Below are 13,486 nucleotides of genomic sequence, written 5' to 3' on the forward strand. Positions count from 1 at the left end.
CCGGACCGCACCACGCGGTCCGGGCCTTCGTCGTCAATGGAGCGCCGTTGCCGCAAGTGGTGCAGCGGCGGCTCGCACGGGCGATCACTCCGTCGGATCGGCGATCCGGTAGCCGACCGTGGGTGTGGTGGCGATCACTGGTGGATCGCCGAGCTTGCGTCGGAGTCTGCCGATGGTCACCGCGACGGTGTTGGTGAACGGGTCGGCGTGCTCGTCCCACACCTGTTCCAGCAGGGCCTCCGCGCTGAGGAATGCGGGACTGGCCTGCAGCAGGGCGGCGAGGACTTCGAACTCCTTGACCGAGAGGTCGAGCCGTCGCCCGTCCCGACTGGCGGCGCGGCGGACGGGGTCGAGCTCGATGCCGGCCGCGCGGAGCACGCGGGCGCGGGCGTAGGGCCGCCGGCGGGCCAGGGCCCGTAGCCGGAGGACGAGTTCGGGGAAGTGGAAGGGCTTGACCAGGTAGTCGTCGGCACCCAGGCTCAGACCGTCGACGCGGTCGCCCGGCGAGTCGGCCGCGGTCAGCATCAGCACCATGGGCCGCTCGTCCCGGTCCGCGATCATCTGGCAGAGCGCGTCGCCGTGGATGCCCGGCAGATCCCGGTCCAGCACCACCGCCTCGTACGCGGCGGTGCTCAGTTTCGCCGCGGCCTCCAGACCGTCGTAGGCGACGTCCACCGCCATGCCCTGGTCGCGCAGGCCCTCGGCCACGAGGTCGGCGAGCGCCCGGGCGTCCTCGACCACCAGAACCCTCATGCCACGGGCTCCTGGTCCCCGCCGACCTGCGGCAGGGTGACGGTGACCCGCAGGCCGCCCTCGGATCGGGCACGCAGCTCCAGCGTGCCGCCGTGCGCCTCGGCGACCGCCGCGACGATGGCGAGCCCGAGACCCGATCCGTCGCCGGCGCCGGGCCGATCCGGGCCGATCCGGCGGAACGGGCGGACGAGCTGTGCCGCCTCGTCCTGCGTCAGCTTCGGTCCGGCGTTCTCCACGACCAGGTGGACGGGCGCGTCGCTGCCGGTGCGGACGGCGACGCGGAGCCAGCCGCCGGGCTCGTTGTGCTGCGCCGCGTTGTCGACCAGGTTCTGCACCAGTCGGCACAACAGCGTGCGGCTGCCGCGCACGCGGACGTCGGAGTCGGTCTCGCGGGTCGCCGTCAGACCACGGCGGGCGATGGTGTCGGCCCGCTCGTCGAGGGCTCCGGCGGCGAGCTCGTCCAGGCGGACGGTTTCGGTGCCCGGCAGCACGCCGTGCTGGGCGCGGGCCAGGGTCAGCAGGCCGTCCAGCAACCGGTCGACCTGGTCGAGCTCCGCGCGCACCCGGCCCGCCAGCGTCCGCGTCCGCTCGGGGAGGGGGCCCGGCTTGGCGAGCGTCACGTCCACTGCCGCCCGCATGGTGGCCAACGGGGTGCGCAGTTCGTGGGAGGCGTCGGCGACGAATCGCCGCTGGGCCGTGAACGCGCCCTCCAAGCGCACCAGTAGCCCGTCGATGGTGTCGCCGAGGTTCCTCAGCTCGTCGTTCGGGCCCTGGACGGCAAGCCGCTCGTGCAGGTTGTCGGCGGAGATCCGGCGGGTGGCGGTGGTCATCGCACGCAGTGGGCGCAGCACGCGCCCGGCGGCGTACCAGCCGAGCACCACCGAGACCAGGCCCATCACGGTCAGGCCGACGGCCGAGCCGAGCAGCAGTTGGTGCGTCTGCCGGGTGTGGGCCTCGGCGAGCTGGTGCTCGAGGCTCGCGATCCGCGCCTGGGCGCCCGGGGCGATGGGCCCGGTCCCGTTGCCCAGAGCGGGCGCGACCTCCAGCGATCCGCCCGCGATCAGCCAGACCACCGCCAGCATCATGGCGCCCGAGGCCAGGAAGAGGCTGGAATACAGGGTCGTGAACTGCCAACGGACACTGCGGCGGCGTGGCACGGGTCGCTCGGGCAGACCCTGGTCCACCGTCATCGGTCCTCCCTCTCCCGCACCACCCGGCTGTCTGATCAGGCTAGGCGAGGCGACCTAACAGCGACATGACAGCGCCCGTTCCGCCCGTGTCACGCCCTCGCACGCAAGGTGGGGCCGAAACCGAGAACCTGTGAGAGGACGGGCGGTTGCGATGAGGGACGACGTCGGAATCGAGCTGGCCGGGCTGCGGAAGCGCTTCGGGGAGACGCAGGCACTGGACGGGATGACGTTCACGGTCCGGCCCGGTCGGGTGACCGGCTTCGTGGGCCCGAACGGCGCGGGCAAGTCCACCACCATGCGGGTGGTGCTGGGTCTGGACACGCCCGACGCGGGCCACGCGCTGGTCGGCGGCCGGTCGTACCGGAGCCTGCGCAGTCCGTTGACGCGGCTGGGCTCACTGCTGGACGCCGGAGCTCTGCAGCCCAGCCGGACCGCCCGTAACCACCTGCTGTGGCTGGCTCGTTCACAGGGCCTTCCGGCCCGCCGGGTGGACCAGGTGCTGGAGCAGGTGGGGCTGGCCGGCGCGGCCCGGCGCCGGGCGGGCGGCTTTTCGTTGGGCATGCGGCAGCGGCTCGGCATCGCGGCGGCGCTGCTCGGCGACCCACCCGCGCTGATGTTGGACGAGCCGTTCAACGGCCTGGACCCGGAGGGCATCCGGTGGATCCGCGGCCTGCTCGCCTCGCTGGCGGCCGAGGGCCGCGCGGTACTGGTCTCCAGCCATCTCATGGGCGAGTTGGAGGACGTCGCGGACCACCTGGTGGTTGTCGGGCGCGGCCGGGTCGTGGCCGACACCGGCGTGCGCGAGCTGCTGGCGGGTGTCGCGGCCGGCCGGGTGACGCTGCGCACCTCTGCACCGCTCGTCGCCGCCGAAGCGCTGTCGGGCACCGGCGCAGCGGTGCAGGTGACCGGACCCGAGACGCTCGGCATCACCGGGCTGCCGGGCGAGGCGATCGTCGCTCGGCTCACCGCGGCGGCCGTGCCGTTCGCCGAACTGTCCACCCACCGCGCGACGCTGGAGGAGGCCTATCTCGCGCTCACCGGGGATGCCGTTCAGTATCGGAGTGCCGACGCGGCGGCGGGGGTGGAGCGATGAGGACGCTGCATGCCGAGTGGACCAAGTTCCGCACCGTGCGCGGCTGGGTACTGGGCGCCGTCGGCGCGATGCTGGCGTCCGTACTGTTCCTGCTGGTCGGCACGGCCTCGTCGAACGAGCATCCGCAGCGGGCGACGGCGCTCTCCGCAGGCCCCGGCGGCGGGGCGGTCAACGACAGCTTCTACTTCGTGCACCGGGCGTTGTCCGGCGACGGCGGCATCACCGTCCCGGTCACCGCGCTGACCGGCGTACTGGCTGATCCGGCGGGTGCTGGTACGGCAGGTGGGCCGGGCGGAACCACGTCCGGCGTCACCCCGTGGTCCAAGGCCGGGATCCTGGTCAAGCAGAGTCTCGGCCAGGGCTCGTCCTACGCGGCGATGACGGTCACCGGCGCGCACGGGGTGCGGATGCAGGACGACTTCACACACGACCGCGCGGGCCTGCCCGGCAGTCCCTCGACCGCTGAGCCCCGCTGGCTGCGGCTCGTCCGGACGGGCGGGACGGTCACCGGCTACGACTCGACCGACGGCGAGCGGTGGACCGAGGTCGGCACCGCACGACTGCCCGAGTCAGCGACAACGGTGCAGGTGGGGCTGTTCGTCGCCGCCCCGGCGGCGGTACGGGCGAGTGGTGGCGGCAGCAGCAGTCCGGCCACGGCCACGGGAAGCTTCGGTCGCGTAACGCTCAGCGGCTCCTGGGGGCAGGCGGCCGGAGGCTGGCAGGGCCTGCAGGTCGGTGACGACGCCGGGACCTCGGGCAGCTACACACCCGGCACCAGCGGCGGCTGGACGACGACCGGCGAGGGCTTCACCGTCACCGGCGCGGGCGACATCGCCCCCGTGGTCGGCGGGCCGGCGCTCGGACCGGCGTTCACCGTGGAGACCTTCCTCGTCGGCACGTTCGTGGGCTTGATCATGCTGACGGTGGTGGCCGTGCAGTTCGTCACCGCCGAGTACCGTCGCGGGCTGCTCGGTCAGACCCTGGCATCGACACCCCACCGCGGCCGGATGCTCCTCGCAAAGGCCGCCGTCGTGGCAACGGTCGCTTTCGCCGTCGGCGCCGCGGCCGCCGCCGTGAGCATCCCGCTCGGTGAACTGCGGGCGCGCGCCACCCACTTCGCCGTACTCACCGTACCCACGGCGGTCCAGACGCGAGCGGTCCTCGGCACGGGGCTGCTGCTGGCCGCGACGGCAGTCCTGTCGCTGGCCCTCGGAGTGGTGCTGCGGCGCAGCGTCACGGCGATCACGGCGGTGGTGGCGGCGACGGTGCTCCCGTATCTGCTCGCCTTCGGCGGCATGCTGCCGAGCGGCCCGGCCGAGTGGTTGCTCCGGCTCACCCCGGCGGCGGGCTTCGCCGTCCAGCAGACGCTGCCGCGCTACGACCAGGTGCTCACCGTCTACGCCCCCTCGTCCGGATACTTCCCGCTCTCCCCCTGGGGCGGCCTCGCCGTGCTCGGTGTCTGGAGCGCGCTCGCCCTCGCGGCGGCGACCGTGCTGCTGCGCCGGAGGGACGCATGAGTGGCCTCCACCCCGCCGGGTTCCGCCGTGCCTGCCGCGCCGAGTGGACGAAGCTGCACACCGAGGCCGGGCACGGCTGGCTGATGGTCGCCCTGGTTCTCGTCACGGCCGGCGTCGGCGCGGCCGTGTCCGCGAACGTCCCGTGCCCGGTGGCGGGCTGCGGCCAGGACCAGGTGCGGCTCAGCCTGGCCGGGGTGTCGGTGAGTCAGGTACTCGCCGCGATCACGGCCGTCCTGCTCGTGGGCGGCGAGTACGGCACCGGTCTGATCCGCACCACGCTTGTGGCGATGCCCGGGCGCGGCACGGTGCTGGCCGCGAAAGCCACCGTGCTCGGCGGAGCGGTCCTCGCAGTCGGAAGCGTCGCCGTGCTCGCCTCCGTCCTCGCGGGCCGTCTGCTCCTGCCGGGCGCCGGATACACACCCGCCCACGGCTACGCCCGGCTCTCCCTCGCCGACGGCCCGACCCTGCGCGCGGCGGCGGGCTCGGTGCTCTACCTGGTCCTGGTGGCCCTGCTCGCACTCGGCATCGCCGCAGCGGTTCGCGACGCGGCGGTCGCGGTCGGCGTCGTGCTGGCACTGCTCTACCTGTTCCCGCTGCTCGGTCATGTCGTCACCGAGCCCCACCTGCAGCGACTGCTGGCGCAGCTCGGCCCGATGCCGGCAGGCCTCGCGATCCAGGCGACGGCGAACCTGCACCACCTTCCCATCGGCCCCTGGACGGGCCTCGGCGTTCTGGCCCTCTGGGCAGCGATCGCGCTGTTCCTCGGCGGCGCGATCCTCCGGCTGCGAGACGCGTGAATCCACGCGTGAGGCCACGTCGGTCCGGACGCTCCTCGCGCCCGGGCCGACCTCGTCACGGCGGGTGCAGTTGCCGCCCAAGGGCTCGGTTCTGCTCTCATCCACCGCCGTCCAGCGGGTTCAGAGCCTGGGCAGCGCCCCGCTTCACCCCGGGTCAGAACAGGCGTGAACCCCGGCGGGCAACGTTCGGGAGAATCGGAAAGCGTGGCGGGGCGAGATGCGGCGGGCCCCGACCAGCACCCGGTGGTGGCCGGGGCCTTGAGACGCGGCGAGTCAGATGCTCTCGACAGGTCCACCTCGGAGCATGCTCACTGATCCGATCAGCTGAGATCTCTCCAGTTGGCCCAGCACGTCGTCAAACGTGACCGGCTCCCGTCGTCGACTACCGACGATCTCCATGACGCAGCCGTAGACGACACGGTCGTCCAGGTCGATCAGGTCCATGACGAAGTCGTCAGCGGTTTTCTGCTCGATGCCCCACTCCGCTACGCACTCGGACGGGAAGTCCTTGCTGTTGTCGGTGACGATCACCTGCGCGCCGGCCTTGATCGCCGCCGCGAGGACGTGGCGGTCGTTCGGATCGGGGAGCTTGAGCCCCTCGATCAGAGGCTCGTAGCCGGTGACGATGCAGTCCCGCACAGCTGCGTTCATGCGGCGCCGCTGCTCCGCACGCTTCTCGTCGTCGCCAACGTCGTTGCGGCGGAGTGCGACCTCCACCTCGTCGAGGATCTGCTCGATCCACTTGGCCTGGACGATTCCGTGCCGGACCAGACGGATGAGCAGATCCCGCACCGTGTTCGGGTAGAGCACGTTCGAGTCGTACAGGACGATGAAGGCCATGTCAGAGCAGTCCCAGCTCCTCGTCGAGGGCCGTGAGGGAGTCGGCTGCGTCCTTGCGTTCGCGGTCGTCCCTCCGCTTGTACTCCATGACGTCGTTGAACTTGATGCGGCGATGGCGCCCGACCCGCTCGAAGGGGATGGCCCCCTTCTCCAGGAGACCGATCAGGTAGGGCCTGGAAACGTTGAGCATGTCGGCGGCGACCTGGGTGGACACGATGGCATTGACGGGCATGACCTGCACGCCTTGCCCGTTCGCGAGGGCGGCAAGCATCGCGGCGAACATCTCGACGGTGGGGCGCGGCAGGACGAGGGGGTCGTCGGAACCGACTTCACCGAGGATGGTGATGTCCGCGGTGGTGTCCGTGTTGTGCGCGAGGTAGTCACGGATCCTGCGCAGTGCACGTTCGGCGCTTTGAGCGTCGACGGCGCCCAGCGTGATCTTCCGGCCTTCCGTGGCTGCCGTAGTCGAACCTCCCAGCTTCCCCGATACAGTCGCAGTATCCGAAGTATTCGAAATATTCGCAACGCCTTCCCGGGCAACGATTCGGCGAACCGCCGGGTACTGCCGGTTCACTCGATCGGGGGCGACAGCTGTGCTCAGGCCGCACCGCCGCCCTGGTCGGACTGCGTCAGCTACAGATGGAGACCAGGCGGATGACGCACGACAGAGCCGGCGTTCCCCTGGGGGCCTGCACGAGTGGTCTCGGTTCCGGTCTCGTCCGCTCCCGTCCGGTCAGGTTCAGCCATTGCCCAGCAGCTCGCTCCGCCGCAGGTCAGAATAGGTGCAAACCCCGGTGGACAGGGTTCGGGAGAATTGGAAAGCGCGTTGGGGGGCAATCCCTCACGAGTTCGCATCTCGTATCCTCCGCCTTCGGCGTTTCCGCTCCCGTTGGTGCGCCATCCTGGTGCTTTCGGCCGGCTTCGTAGGGCATGGCCGTCCTCCTGCGTGGTGAGGTGTCCCATCAGTAAGAAGAGCGGATCGGCACTGGCCTCATGGCTGCACGGTCTCGATGCGGCCGAGTTGGAGCAGGTCCTGGCGGCGCGCCCGGACGCCGCGTCGGCTCCGGAGCCGCGGTCGGTGGGTGAACTGGCGGACCGTCTTCAGCGCCCGGCGTCAGTGGCGCTGGTCCTGCCCCGGCTCGCGCTGCCGTGCCTGCAGGTGGCGGAGGCCCTCGCCGCGCTGACGGCTGCGTCGCTGGACGATCTGGCAGGTCTCCTGGACGCGACGCACGGTGAACGCGCCCACGGATTGGCCGCCGCCCTGGAGGCGCTGGTTGATCACGCCCTGGTGTGGCCGGACGGCAATGGCCTGCTGCACATGGCGGCGCCGCTGCGGAACGCGTGGGACTCGCCGCTGGGGCTCGACGCACCGCTCGTGCAACTGCTCGCGGGCTCGAACTCCGACGAACTGGGCCGCATGCTGGCGAAAATCAACGTCGGACCTGTCGCCCGCAGGAAGGAGCAGCGGCTGGCGGCGCTGGTCGACCATCACAACGATCCGGCTCGGGTCGCCGCGCTGGTGGCCGAGGCGCCCGCAGCCACCCGGGAACTCCTCGAGCGGCGGGCACGTGAGGCTCCGGAGCAACCGGGCTTCATCGTTTTCGGGGCTCCGCAGGCCGACTTCGAGCCCGCCGAACAATGGGCGGTGGAACGGGGGCTACTGATCCGGGACCGGTACCGGTACGGGCCGGCCCGCATGTCCGAGGAGGTGGCACTCGCACTGCGCGGCCCCGACTGGTACGCCCCGTTCACACCCGTCCCGCCCGACGTGCGGTCGGTGCCCACCACCGTCCTGGACATCGAACGGGAAGCCGCAGCCGCCTCCATGGCGTTCGCCGCCCACGCCGTGTCCGTCCTCGGGGTGTGCGCCGCCGCTCCACCGGCCCGGCTCAAGGCCGGCGGGATCGGCGCCCGCGAACTCTCCCGGATCGGCAGGGCGGCGCAGTGCGACGAGATCCTGGTACGCCTCGTGCTGGAAGCGGCGGGCGCGGCCGGGCTGCTGGCCCGGGACGGCGACCGGGTCGCGGCGACCGCGTCCTACGACACCTGGGCCGAGCAGGAGCCGGCCGACCAGCTCGCCGTGCTGCTCCGGGCGTGGTGGGCGCTCCCGCTGACCCCTGGCGGGAGCCGCGACGAGGACGGGAAGGCTCTGCCGGCACTCGCCGGGGCCCCGCCCTGCGGAGGCTGCGTACAGGCCCGGCACGGGCTGCTCACAGCCGCGTCGCGGCTCCCGGCCGGCGAAGGCGCGGCGAACTCGGCGGACCTGGGGGCGCTGCTCGTGTGGCTCCGCCCGCTCGTCGACGAACTCCCCCAGGACGCCACGCCGTTCGCCACCCTGATCCGGGAGGCGGAACTGCTCGGCGCGCTCGCTCTCGGGGCCGTGTCCCCGATCGGGGCCGCCCTGCTCGCCGACGACGCCGAAGCGCTGACCGGCGCCTGCCGACGGCTGCTGCCCGCCGCCAGCGGGACCGCCCGCTTCGGCAGCGATCTCACGGCCGTGGTTGCCGGTACGCCGTCGGCACACCTCCTCGCGCTGCTGGACTCCGTCGCGGACCGGGAGACCGCCGGTGCGGCGTCCGTATGGCGGTTCAGCCCGGGCAGCGTCCGCCGCGCCCTCGACACGGGGCTCACCCCCGACGCCCTCACGGCCGACCTGACCGCCGTCGCCGTCGAGTCGCTTCCCCAACCGCTCTCGTACCTGATCCACGACACCGCGCGCAGCCACGGCCGGGTACGCGTCGTCTCCGCAGCCTGTGTGATCCACGGTCAGGAGCCCGCCCTCCTGGCCGAGCTGGCCGCCCACCGCAAACTCGTCCAGCTCGGTCTGCGACAGCTGGCGCCGACGGTGTTGGTCAGCCGGACCCCGGCGGACAAGACCCTCGCAGCGCTGCGAGCGGCGGGCTACGCTCCGGTCGCCGAGAAGCCCGACGGATCCGTCCGGATCGAACGGGCCCAGAGCCACCGCGCGGCGAACCCGGTCCCGTCCCCGCGCCTGCCCGGCGGCAGGTCCCGCACACGGCGGACGGACGCCCGCACCGCGGACGCGGGGACGGCTGTCGACCTGCACGCCCTCGCCGCCCGACTCCGGAACGCCCCGCAGGACCTCGCGGAGCCCGACCCGGAGGACGGCCGCCCCTACGCCAGCGACACCGAGGAGATCATCGCCGGGTACGCGCGCAACCTCTCCTTCACCGATGTCCGCCAACTGGCCCATGCCGTCGACGAGGGGCAGCCGATCACGATCGAGTACGTCGCCACCTCGGGCAGCACGACCGTCCGCGTCCTCAGCCGGCTCGAACTCGATGCCCCCTACCTCCACGCCTGGTGCCACCTGCGGGACGACGAGCGCATGTTCACCGTCTCCCGTATCCACGGCGTGATGCCCGCGTAACCCGGGACGGGCACAGCCGGCCCGGGGCGTCCCCCACGAGTTCGAATCCCCCGTCCTCCGCCCCCTGCCCGCCAGAGCGAACGAAAGGCCCCGACCGGTTTCCGGTCGGGGCCTTCGTCGTCTCGCGGCCGCGGTCCAGGTCGAGCCGGGCGATCACGATCGGGCGTCACTCCGTGTGCGGGAGCCAGCCGCGCTGGACGGCGCGGACGCCGAATTCGAATCGGCTGCGGGCGTTGAGGCGGTCCATCAGGTCGTTGGCCAGGCGGCGGGCGGTGCGCGGGGAGACGGCGAGTCGCTTGCTGATGGCCTCGTCGGTCAGGCCCTGGGCGAGCAGGCGGATGACGGTGGTCTCCTGGGCGCTGAGGCCGCCCTCGTCGCGGGGGATCTCGGCGGTGCCCAGGGGGCGGGCGCCGGACCAGACGTTGTCGAAGAGTGCGCAGAGCGCGGTCAGGGTCCCGTGGCCGGTGAGGACCACCGCGCCGGCGGCGCTGTCGTCGCTGCTGACCGGGATGACGGCGGTGGACCGGTCGAAGATGATCAGCCGGGTGGGCAGTTCCGGTGCCGTGCGCACCTCGCCGCCGAGGTCGCCGAGCCAGGCCGCGTAGGCCACGGTGCACTGGCTGTTGCGGACGCTGTCCAGGAAGAGCGAACGCATCCGCACGCCGCGGCCGAGCAGGGCCTGGTCGTTGGGCTTGGACGCCTCCAGGCTCTCGGGGCGGTGGCCGCCGCCGGGCGCGAAGGTCATCAGTTCGCTGCGGACCTCGCGGGCGAGGCCGGAGATCCGGTCGCGGATCGCATCGAGGCCCAGTAGCTGTTCCACCCCCGGGCTGGCCACGGAGGGCGTCAGGTCCGCGAACTCCGCGATGAGCTGGGTCGCGGCAGCGCGGGAGGCCTCGATGCGCAGCTGCTGGGCCGCCAACTCGGCCTGCTGGCGGGCCATCAGGAGTTCCATGCCGACCTCGGGGGAGACCGCGCGCAGCTGTCCCTCCCGCTCGTAGGAGGGCCGGACCAGGGCGAGCTCGCTGAGGGTGTCCAGGCTGCGCCGTACGGCGTCCTCGGGCTGCCCGAGCCGGTCGACGAGCGCCCGTACGCCGTCCTGCGGGTACGCGAGCATGGCGCGGTAGACAGCCTCTGCCGTGGCGTCGAGGCCGAGAGTGGCGAGCACAGCGGTTCCCCCCGGTGTGAGCCTTTTCGATCAAGGTCCTCGAATCGTTGCACGTCGTGCACGATGTGACCAATGCGTGGACGGTTCCGGCCATGGACCGGAACGTCCAGTCCGCTGCCGCCCCACCTCGGGCCGGTGTTCGGCAGAGTGCACGCATGTACCTGATCCATGCCGCCCTCCGCGCGCCCGCTCCGATGGCCCAACTCCCCTCGGAATGTGCAGATTTCGTGCGCGGACTGGCCGACTCCGAGGGCCCGGTGGAGCACGTCAGCGCACATCCGCAGGCCCAGCCCGATCCGGTTCTCGGCGTCTACCTGCTCGCCGCCAGCCTGGGCGAGGCGGAGCGCCGCACGGAGTCGCTCTGCCGGCGTGCCCTCCAGGAGGTTCCCGCGCTGCGCGGGTGGACGGTCGCCAGGGTCGGCGCGCCCCTGGTGGCGCCGTACTACGAGCGCCTCCTGACGGCCGCTTCCGGCCTCGCTGGACGGAATCGTCCAGGACCGTTTCCGTCCACCTGAAAGCCCTTCCACATGCCTTGAGCTGCGACGAAGCTAGTGATCGCCGGCAGGGAACAGCACACGGACCCGGCAGGCAGCACCGGAGGAAGCGTCACCGCGGGACGCACACACCGGACCACCACCGCTTCACCCAGGCTCTCGAAAGGACCACTCCCATGCTTCGCACCCGCCTCGTCCGGGCCGCCGCGGTCACCACCCTCGCCCTCGGCGCCGCCGCCGTCACTCCCGCCCTGGTCGCACAGGCCACCACCGCCCAGCACACCCGCACCACCGCCACCACCGTGTGGGAGATCGCCCCGGCCGGCAAGGTCACCACCGTCTGGGAGTAACCGGGCCCGCGGCCCCCGAGTCACGCCCCGCACCGCACTCCCCGCGTCTTCGGGGGTCAGAACCCCCTGAGCACCCGCCTTCATCACCACCACAGCGCCTCGGGCGCCCCGTGTCCACCGGTCCGACTGCTCCTGCAGGGCAGCCGTCCCGCCACGGTGCGGCGCCACGCGCTTCGGCATCGCCATGCCTGCTGCGGCACCTGCAGCACCCCACAGACCTTCTTCCCTGCCTCCAGGAGCTCCGCCGTGTCCAAGAACCTCAAGACCGCCGCCGTCCGCCTGACTTCCGCCTCCGCCCTGGCCGTGTCCGTGCTCGCCACGGTCGTCGCCGTCCCGGCCGCCGCCTCGCCGCTCACCGACGGCATCTCGGCCACGGCCCGCGCCGAGGACGGCAACTCCTACTGCGCCCACGGCGGTTACGTCGGCGGCCCGAACCAGAGCAGCAGCTGCACCGGCGGTACGACCCGCACCCACGCCTGGTGCGCCGACTTCGCCGGCTGGGTCTGGGCCCGGAACGGGGTCACCGGCCTCGGCACGCTGGACGACCGGGCGGCCAGCTTCATGGACTACGGGAAGAAGTACGGCACCCTGTCCCAGACTCCGCACGTCGGCGACGCGGTCGTCTACAACTACAACGGGAGCGACTACGCGGACCACGTGGCCCTCGTCACCGGTGTGAGCGGCGACCGGGTCACCATCACCGGCGGCAACCAGGGCGGATACCCGGGCCACGTCTCCACCAACTCCACCACCAGCTGGCGGGTCGGCCAGGCACCCTGGGGCCAGCGGATCAGCGGCTACATCTCGCCGGCCGGCACCACCAACCCGCAGTACCCCAACCCGGCTTCGCTGCCCGCCGGGACGCTGGTGAAGTCGCCGAACGGCCCGGACGTGAAGGTGATGATCGCCGGCTCCGGCGTGCCGGTGGCCGCCTCCGACGTCACGCCCGACAACTACGACCTGAGCAAGATCGTGCTGATCGACGACTCCGCCTTCCGCGCCCTGCCGAGTGCGCCCCCGGCCGGCACCGTGGTCCACGACCAGGCCGGCGGCGCCAACCGCTACGTGGTCATCGACAACGCGGCTCTGCTGATCGGCGGCGAGGACTGGGTCCCGGCGGGCTACAACACCCGTGCCGACATGGGCGTTCCGACCGCCTGGCTGAAGGCTGCCGCGCAGCGCACGGTGCCGACCGGCACCGTCGTGATGGACCAGACGGGCAACGACCCGGCGCGCTACGTGATGGTGGACGGCGCGGCGCTGCACATCTCGGCGACCGAGTGGACGGCCGACGGGTACGACACCCAGATGCTGATGGGCGTCCCGGGCCAGTGGCTGAAGGGGGCCGTCGCGAAGACGGTGCCGACCGGCACCGTGATCATGGACCAGTCCGGCAACGACCCGGCTCGGTACGTGATGCTGAACGGTGCGGCCGTGCACATCTCGGCCGCCGAGTGGACGGCCAACGGTTACAACACCCGTTCCCTGATGGGTGTCCCCGGCGAGTGGCTGGGCTCCACCGTGGCCAAGCAGGTCGCCAACGGCACCGTGGTCAAGGACGCCTCGGGCACCGACGCCACCGTGTACGCCATGGCCGGCGGCGTGGCCGTGCCGCTGACCTACGCCGACTTCACCGGCCTCGGCTACGACAAGCGCCCGCTGGAGGCCGCGCCCGGCGAGTGGCTGAAGTCGGCCGCCGCCAAGGCCGCCCCCGCCGACGGCACCATGCTGCTCTCCCCCGACAGCAACACCGTCTGGCAGATCACCGCCGGCAAGAAGAAGGCCCTCACCGCCGACGCCTTCGGCCCCGGCAAGCTCGACTTCAACCACGTGGTCAGCGTCCCGACCGCCTTCACCGCCAAGTTCCCGACCGTCACCGCCTGACCAGCGCCTGCC

12 protein-coding genes are annotated in these 13,486 nt (G+C 72.2%); 7 read left to right on the plus strand and 5 right to left on the minus strand.

Annotated features, from left to right (window positions below; translation table 11 throughout):
* Window positions 1-84: 84 nt before the first annotated feature.
* Both AB0M03_RS16500 and AB0M03_RS16505 read right to left on the minus strand, forming a co-directional pair.
* Window positions 85-753 (minus strand): response regulator transcription factor, encoded by a 669-nt coding sequence (locus AB0M03_RS16500; protein WP_363492211.1) that lies wholly within the window; start codon window positions 751-753, stop codon window positions 85-87.
* Complete coding sequence (locus AB0M03_RS16505) at window positions 750-1,943, minus strand: HAMP domain-containing sensor histidine kinase (protein ID WP_363492212.1); 1,194 nt, start codon at window positions 1,941-1,943, stop codon at window positions 750-752. Before AB0M03_RS16505 ends, AB0M03_RS16500 begins: the two co-directional genes overlap by 4 nt.
* Before the next feature lie 151 nt (window positions 1,944-2,094).
* Between AB0M03_RS16505 and AB0M03_RS16510 the strand changes: the two genes are divergently transcribed.
* From AB0M03_RS16510 to AB0M03_RS16520, 3 genes are read left to right on the plus strand one after another with little or no spacing between them, the layout of a single operon-like run.
* Window positions 2,095-3,036, plus strand: a complete 942-nt coding sequence (locus AB0M03_RS16510; protein ID WP_363492213.1) for an ATP-binding cassette domain-containing protein — start codon at window positions 2,095-2,097, stop codon at window positions 3,034-3,036.
* Complete coding sequence (locus AB0M03_RS16515; protein WP_363492214.1) at window positions 3,033-4,553, plus strand: ABC transporter permease subunit; 1,521 nt, start codon at window positions 3,033-3,035, stop codon at window positions 4,551-4,553. Before AB0M03_RS16510 ends, AB0M03_RS16515 begins: the two co-directional genes overlap by 4 nt.
* Window positions 4,550-5,350 (plus strand): ABC transporter permease, encoded by an 801-nt coding sequence (locus tag AB0M03_RS16520; protein WP_363492215.1) that lies wholly within the window; start codon window positions 4,550-4,552, stop codon window positions 5,348-5,350. The genes AB0M03_RS16515 and AB0M03_RS16520 overlap by 4 nt, the downstream gene beginning before the upstream one ends.
* A 273-nt stretch (window positions 5,351-5,623) precedes the next feature.
* Here the strand turns inward: AB0M03_RS16520 and AB0M03_RS16525 are convergent, their stop codons facing one another.
* Together AB0M03_RS16525 and AB0M03_RS16530 are read right to left on the minus strand one after the other, a co-directional pair.
* Window positions 5,624-6,190 (minus strand): PIN domain-containing protein, encoded by a 567-nt coding sequence (locus AB0M03_RS16525; RefSeq protein ID WP_363492216.1) that lies wholly within the window; start codon window positions 6,188-6,190, stop codon window positions 5,624-5,626.
* 1 nt (window position 6,191) lies between these two features.
* The gene (locus AB0M03_RS16530; RefSeq protein WP_363492217.1) at window positions 6,192-6,764 is read right to left on the minus strand and encodes a helix-turn-helix domain-containing protein; all 573 of its coding nucleotides are present in this window, start codon (window positions 6,762-6,764) and stop codon (window positions 6,192-6,194) included.
* Window positions 6,765-7,268: 504 nt separating this feature from the next.
* Here AB0M03_RS16530 and AB0M03_RS16535 point away from each other — a divergent pair.
* Complete coding sequence (locus AB0M03_RS16535; RefSeq protein ID WP_363492218.1) at window positions 7,269-9,581, plus strand: helicase C-terminal domain-containing protein; 2,313 nt, start codon at window positions 7,269-7,271, stop codon at window positions 9,579-9,581.
* A 166-nt stretch (window positions 9,582-9,747) separates the two neighbouring features.
* Here the strand turns inward: AB0M03_RS16535 and AB0M03_RS16540 are convergent, their stop codons facing one another.
* Window positions 9,748-10,746, minus strand: coding sequence for a helix-turn-helix transcriptional regulator (locus AB0M03_RS16540; protein WP_363492219.1), 999 nt, complete (start codon window positions 10,744-10,746; stop codon window positions 9,748-9,750).
* 155 nt (window positions 10,747-10,901) lie between these two features.
* Between AB0M03_RS16540 and AB0M03_RS16545 the strand changes: the two genes are divergently transcribed.
* From AB0M03_RS16545 to AB0M03_RS16555, 3 genes are all read left to right on the plus strand, one after another.
* Window positions 10,902-11,261 (plus strand): hypothetical protein, encoded by a 360-nt coding sequence (locus tag AB0M03_RS16545; protein ID WP_363492220.1) that lies wholly within the window; start codon window positions 10,902-10,904, stop codon window positions 11,259-11,261.
* Window positions 11,262-11,416: 155 nt separating this feature from the next.
* On the plus strand, window positions 11,417-11,590 hold the full coding sequence (locus tag AB0M03_RS16550; protein ID WP_363492221.1) for a hypothetical protein: 174 nt from the start codon (window positions 11,417-11,419) through the stop codon (window positions 11,588-11,590).
* A 246-nt stretch (window positions 11,591-11,836) separates the two neighbouring features.
* Window positions 11,837-13,474: a CHAP domain-containing protein gene (locus tag AB0M03_RS16555; protein ID WP_363492222.1), complete on the plus strand. Its 1,638-nt coding sequence runs from the start codon at window positions 11,837-11,839 to the stop codon at window positions 13,472-13,474.
* The last annotated feature ends 12 nt before the right edge of the window (window positions 13,475-13,486 follow it).

The sequence above is a fragment of the Kitasatospora sp. NPDC051914 genome (assembly GCF_040680995.1).
GTDB lineage: Bacteria > Actinomycetota > Actinomycetes > Streptomycetales > Streptomycetaceae > Kitasatospora.

Excerpts from the sequence above, each read along its gene's own strand:
- AB0M03_RS16500 (WP_363492211.1), bottom strand. The coding sequence starts at position 753 with ATGAGGGTTCTGGTGGTCGAGGACGCCCGGGCGCTCGCCGACCTCGTG.
- AB0M03_RS16505 (WP_363492212.1), bottom strand. The coding sequence starts at position 1,943 with ATGACGGTGGACCAGGGTCTGCCCGAGCGACCCGTGCCACGCCGCCGC.
- AB0M03_RS16510 (WP_363492213.1), top strand. The coding sequence starts at position 2,095 with ATGAGGGACGACGTCGGAATCGAGCTGGCCGGGCTGCGGAAGCGCTTC.
- AB0M03_RS16515 (WP_363492214.1), top strand. The coding sequence starts at position 3,033 with ATGAGGACGCTGCATGCCGAGTGGACCAAGTTCCGCACCGTGCGCGGC.
- AB0M03_RS16520 (WP_363492215.1), top strand. The coding sequence starts at position 4,550 with ATGAGTGGCCTCCACCCCGCCGGGTTCCGCCGTGCCTGCCGCGCCGAG.
- AB0M03_RS16525 (WP_363492216.1), bottom strand. The coding sequence starts at position 6,190 with ATGGCCTTCATCGTCCTGTACGACTCGAACGTGCTCTACCCGAACACG.
- AB0M03_RS16545 (WP_363492220.1), top strand. The coding sequence starts at position 10,902 with ATGTACCTGATCCATGCCGCCCTCCGCGCGCCCGCTCCGATGGCCCAA.
- AB0M03_RS16550 (WP_363492221.1), top strand. The coding sequence starts at position 11,417 with ATGCTTCGCACCCGCCTCGTCCGGGCCGCCGCGGTCACCACCCTCGCC.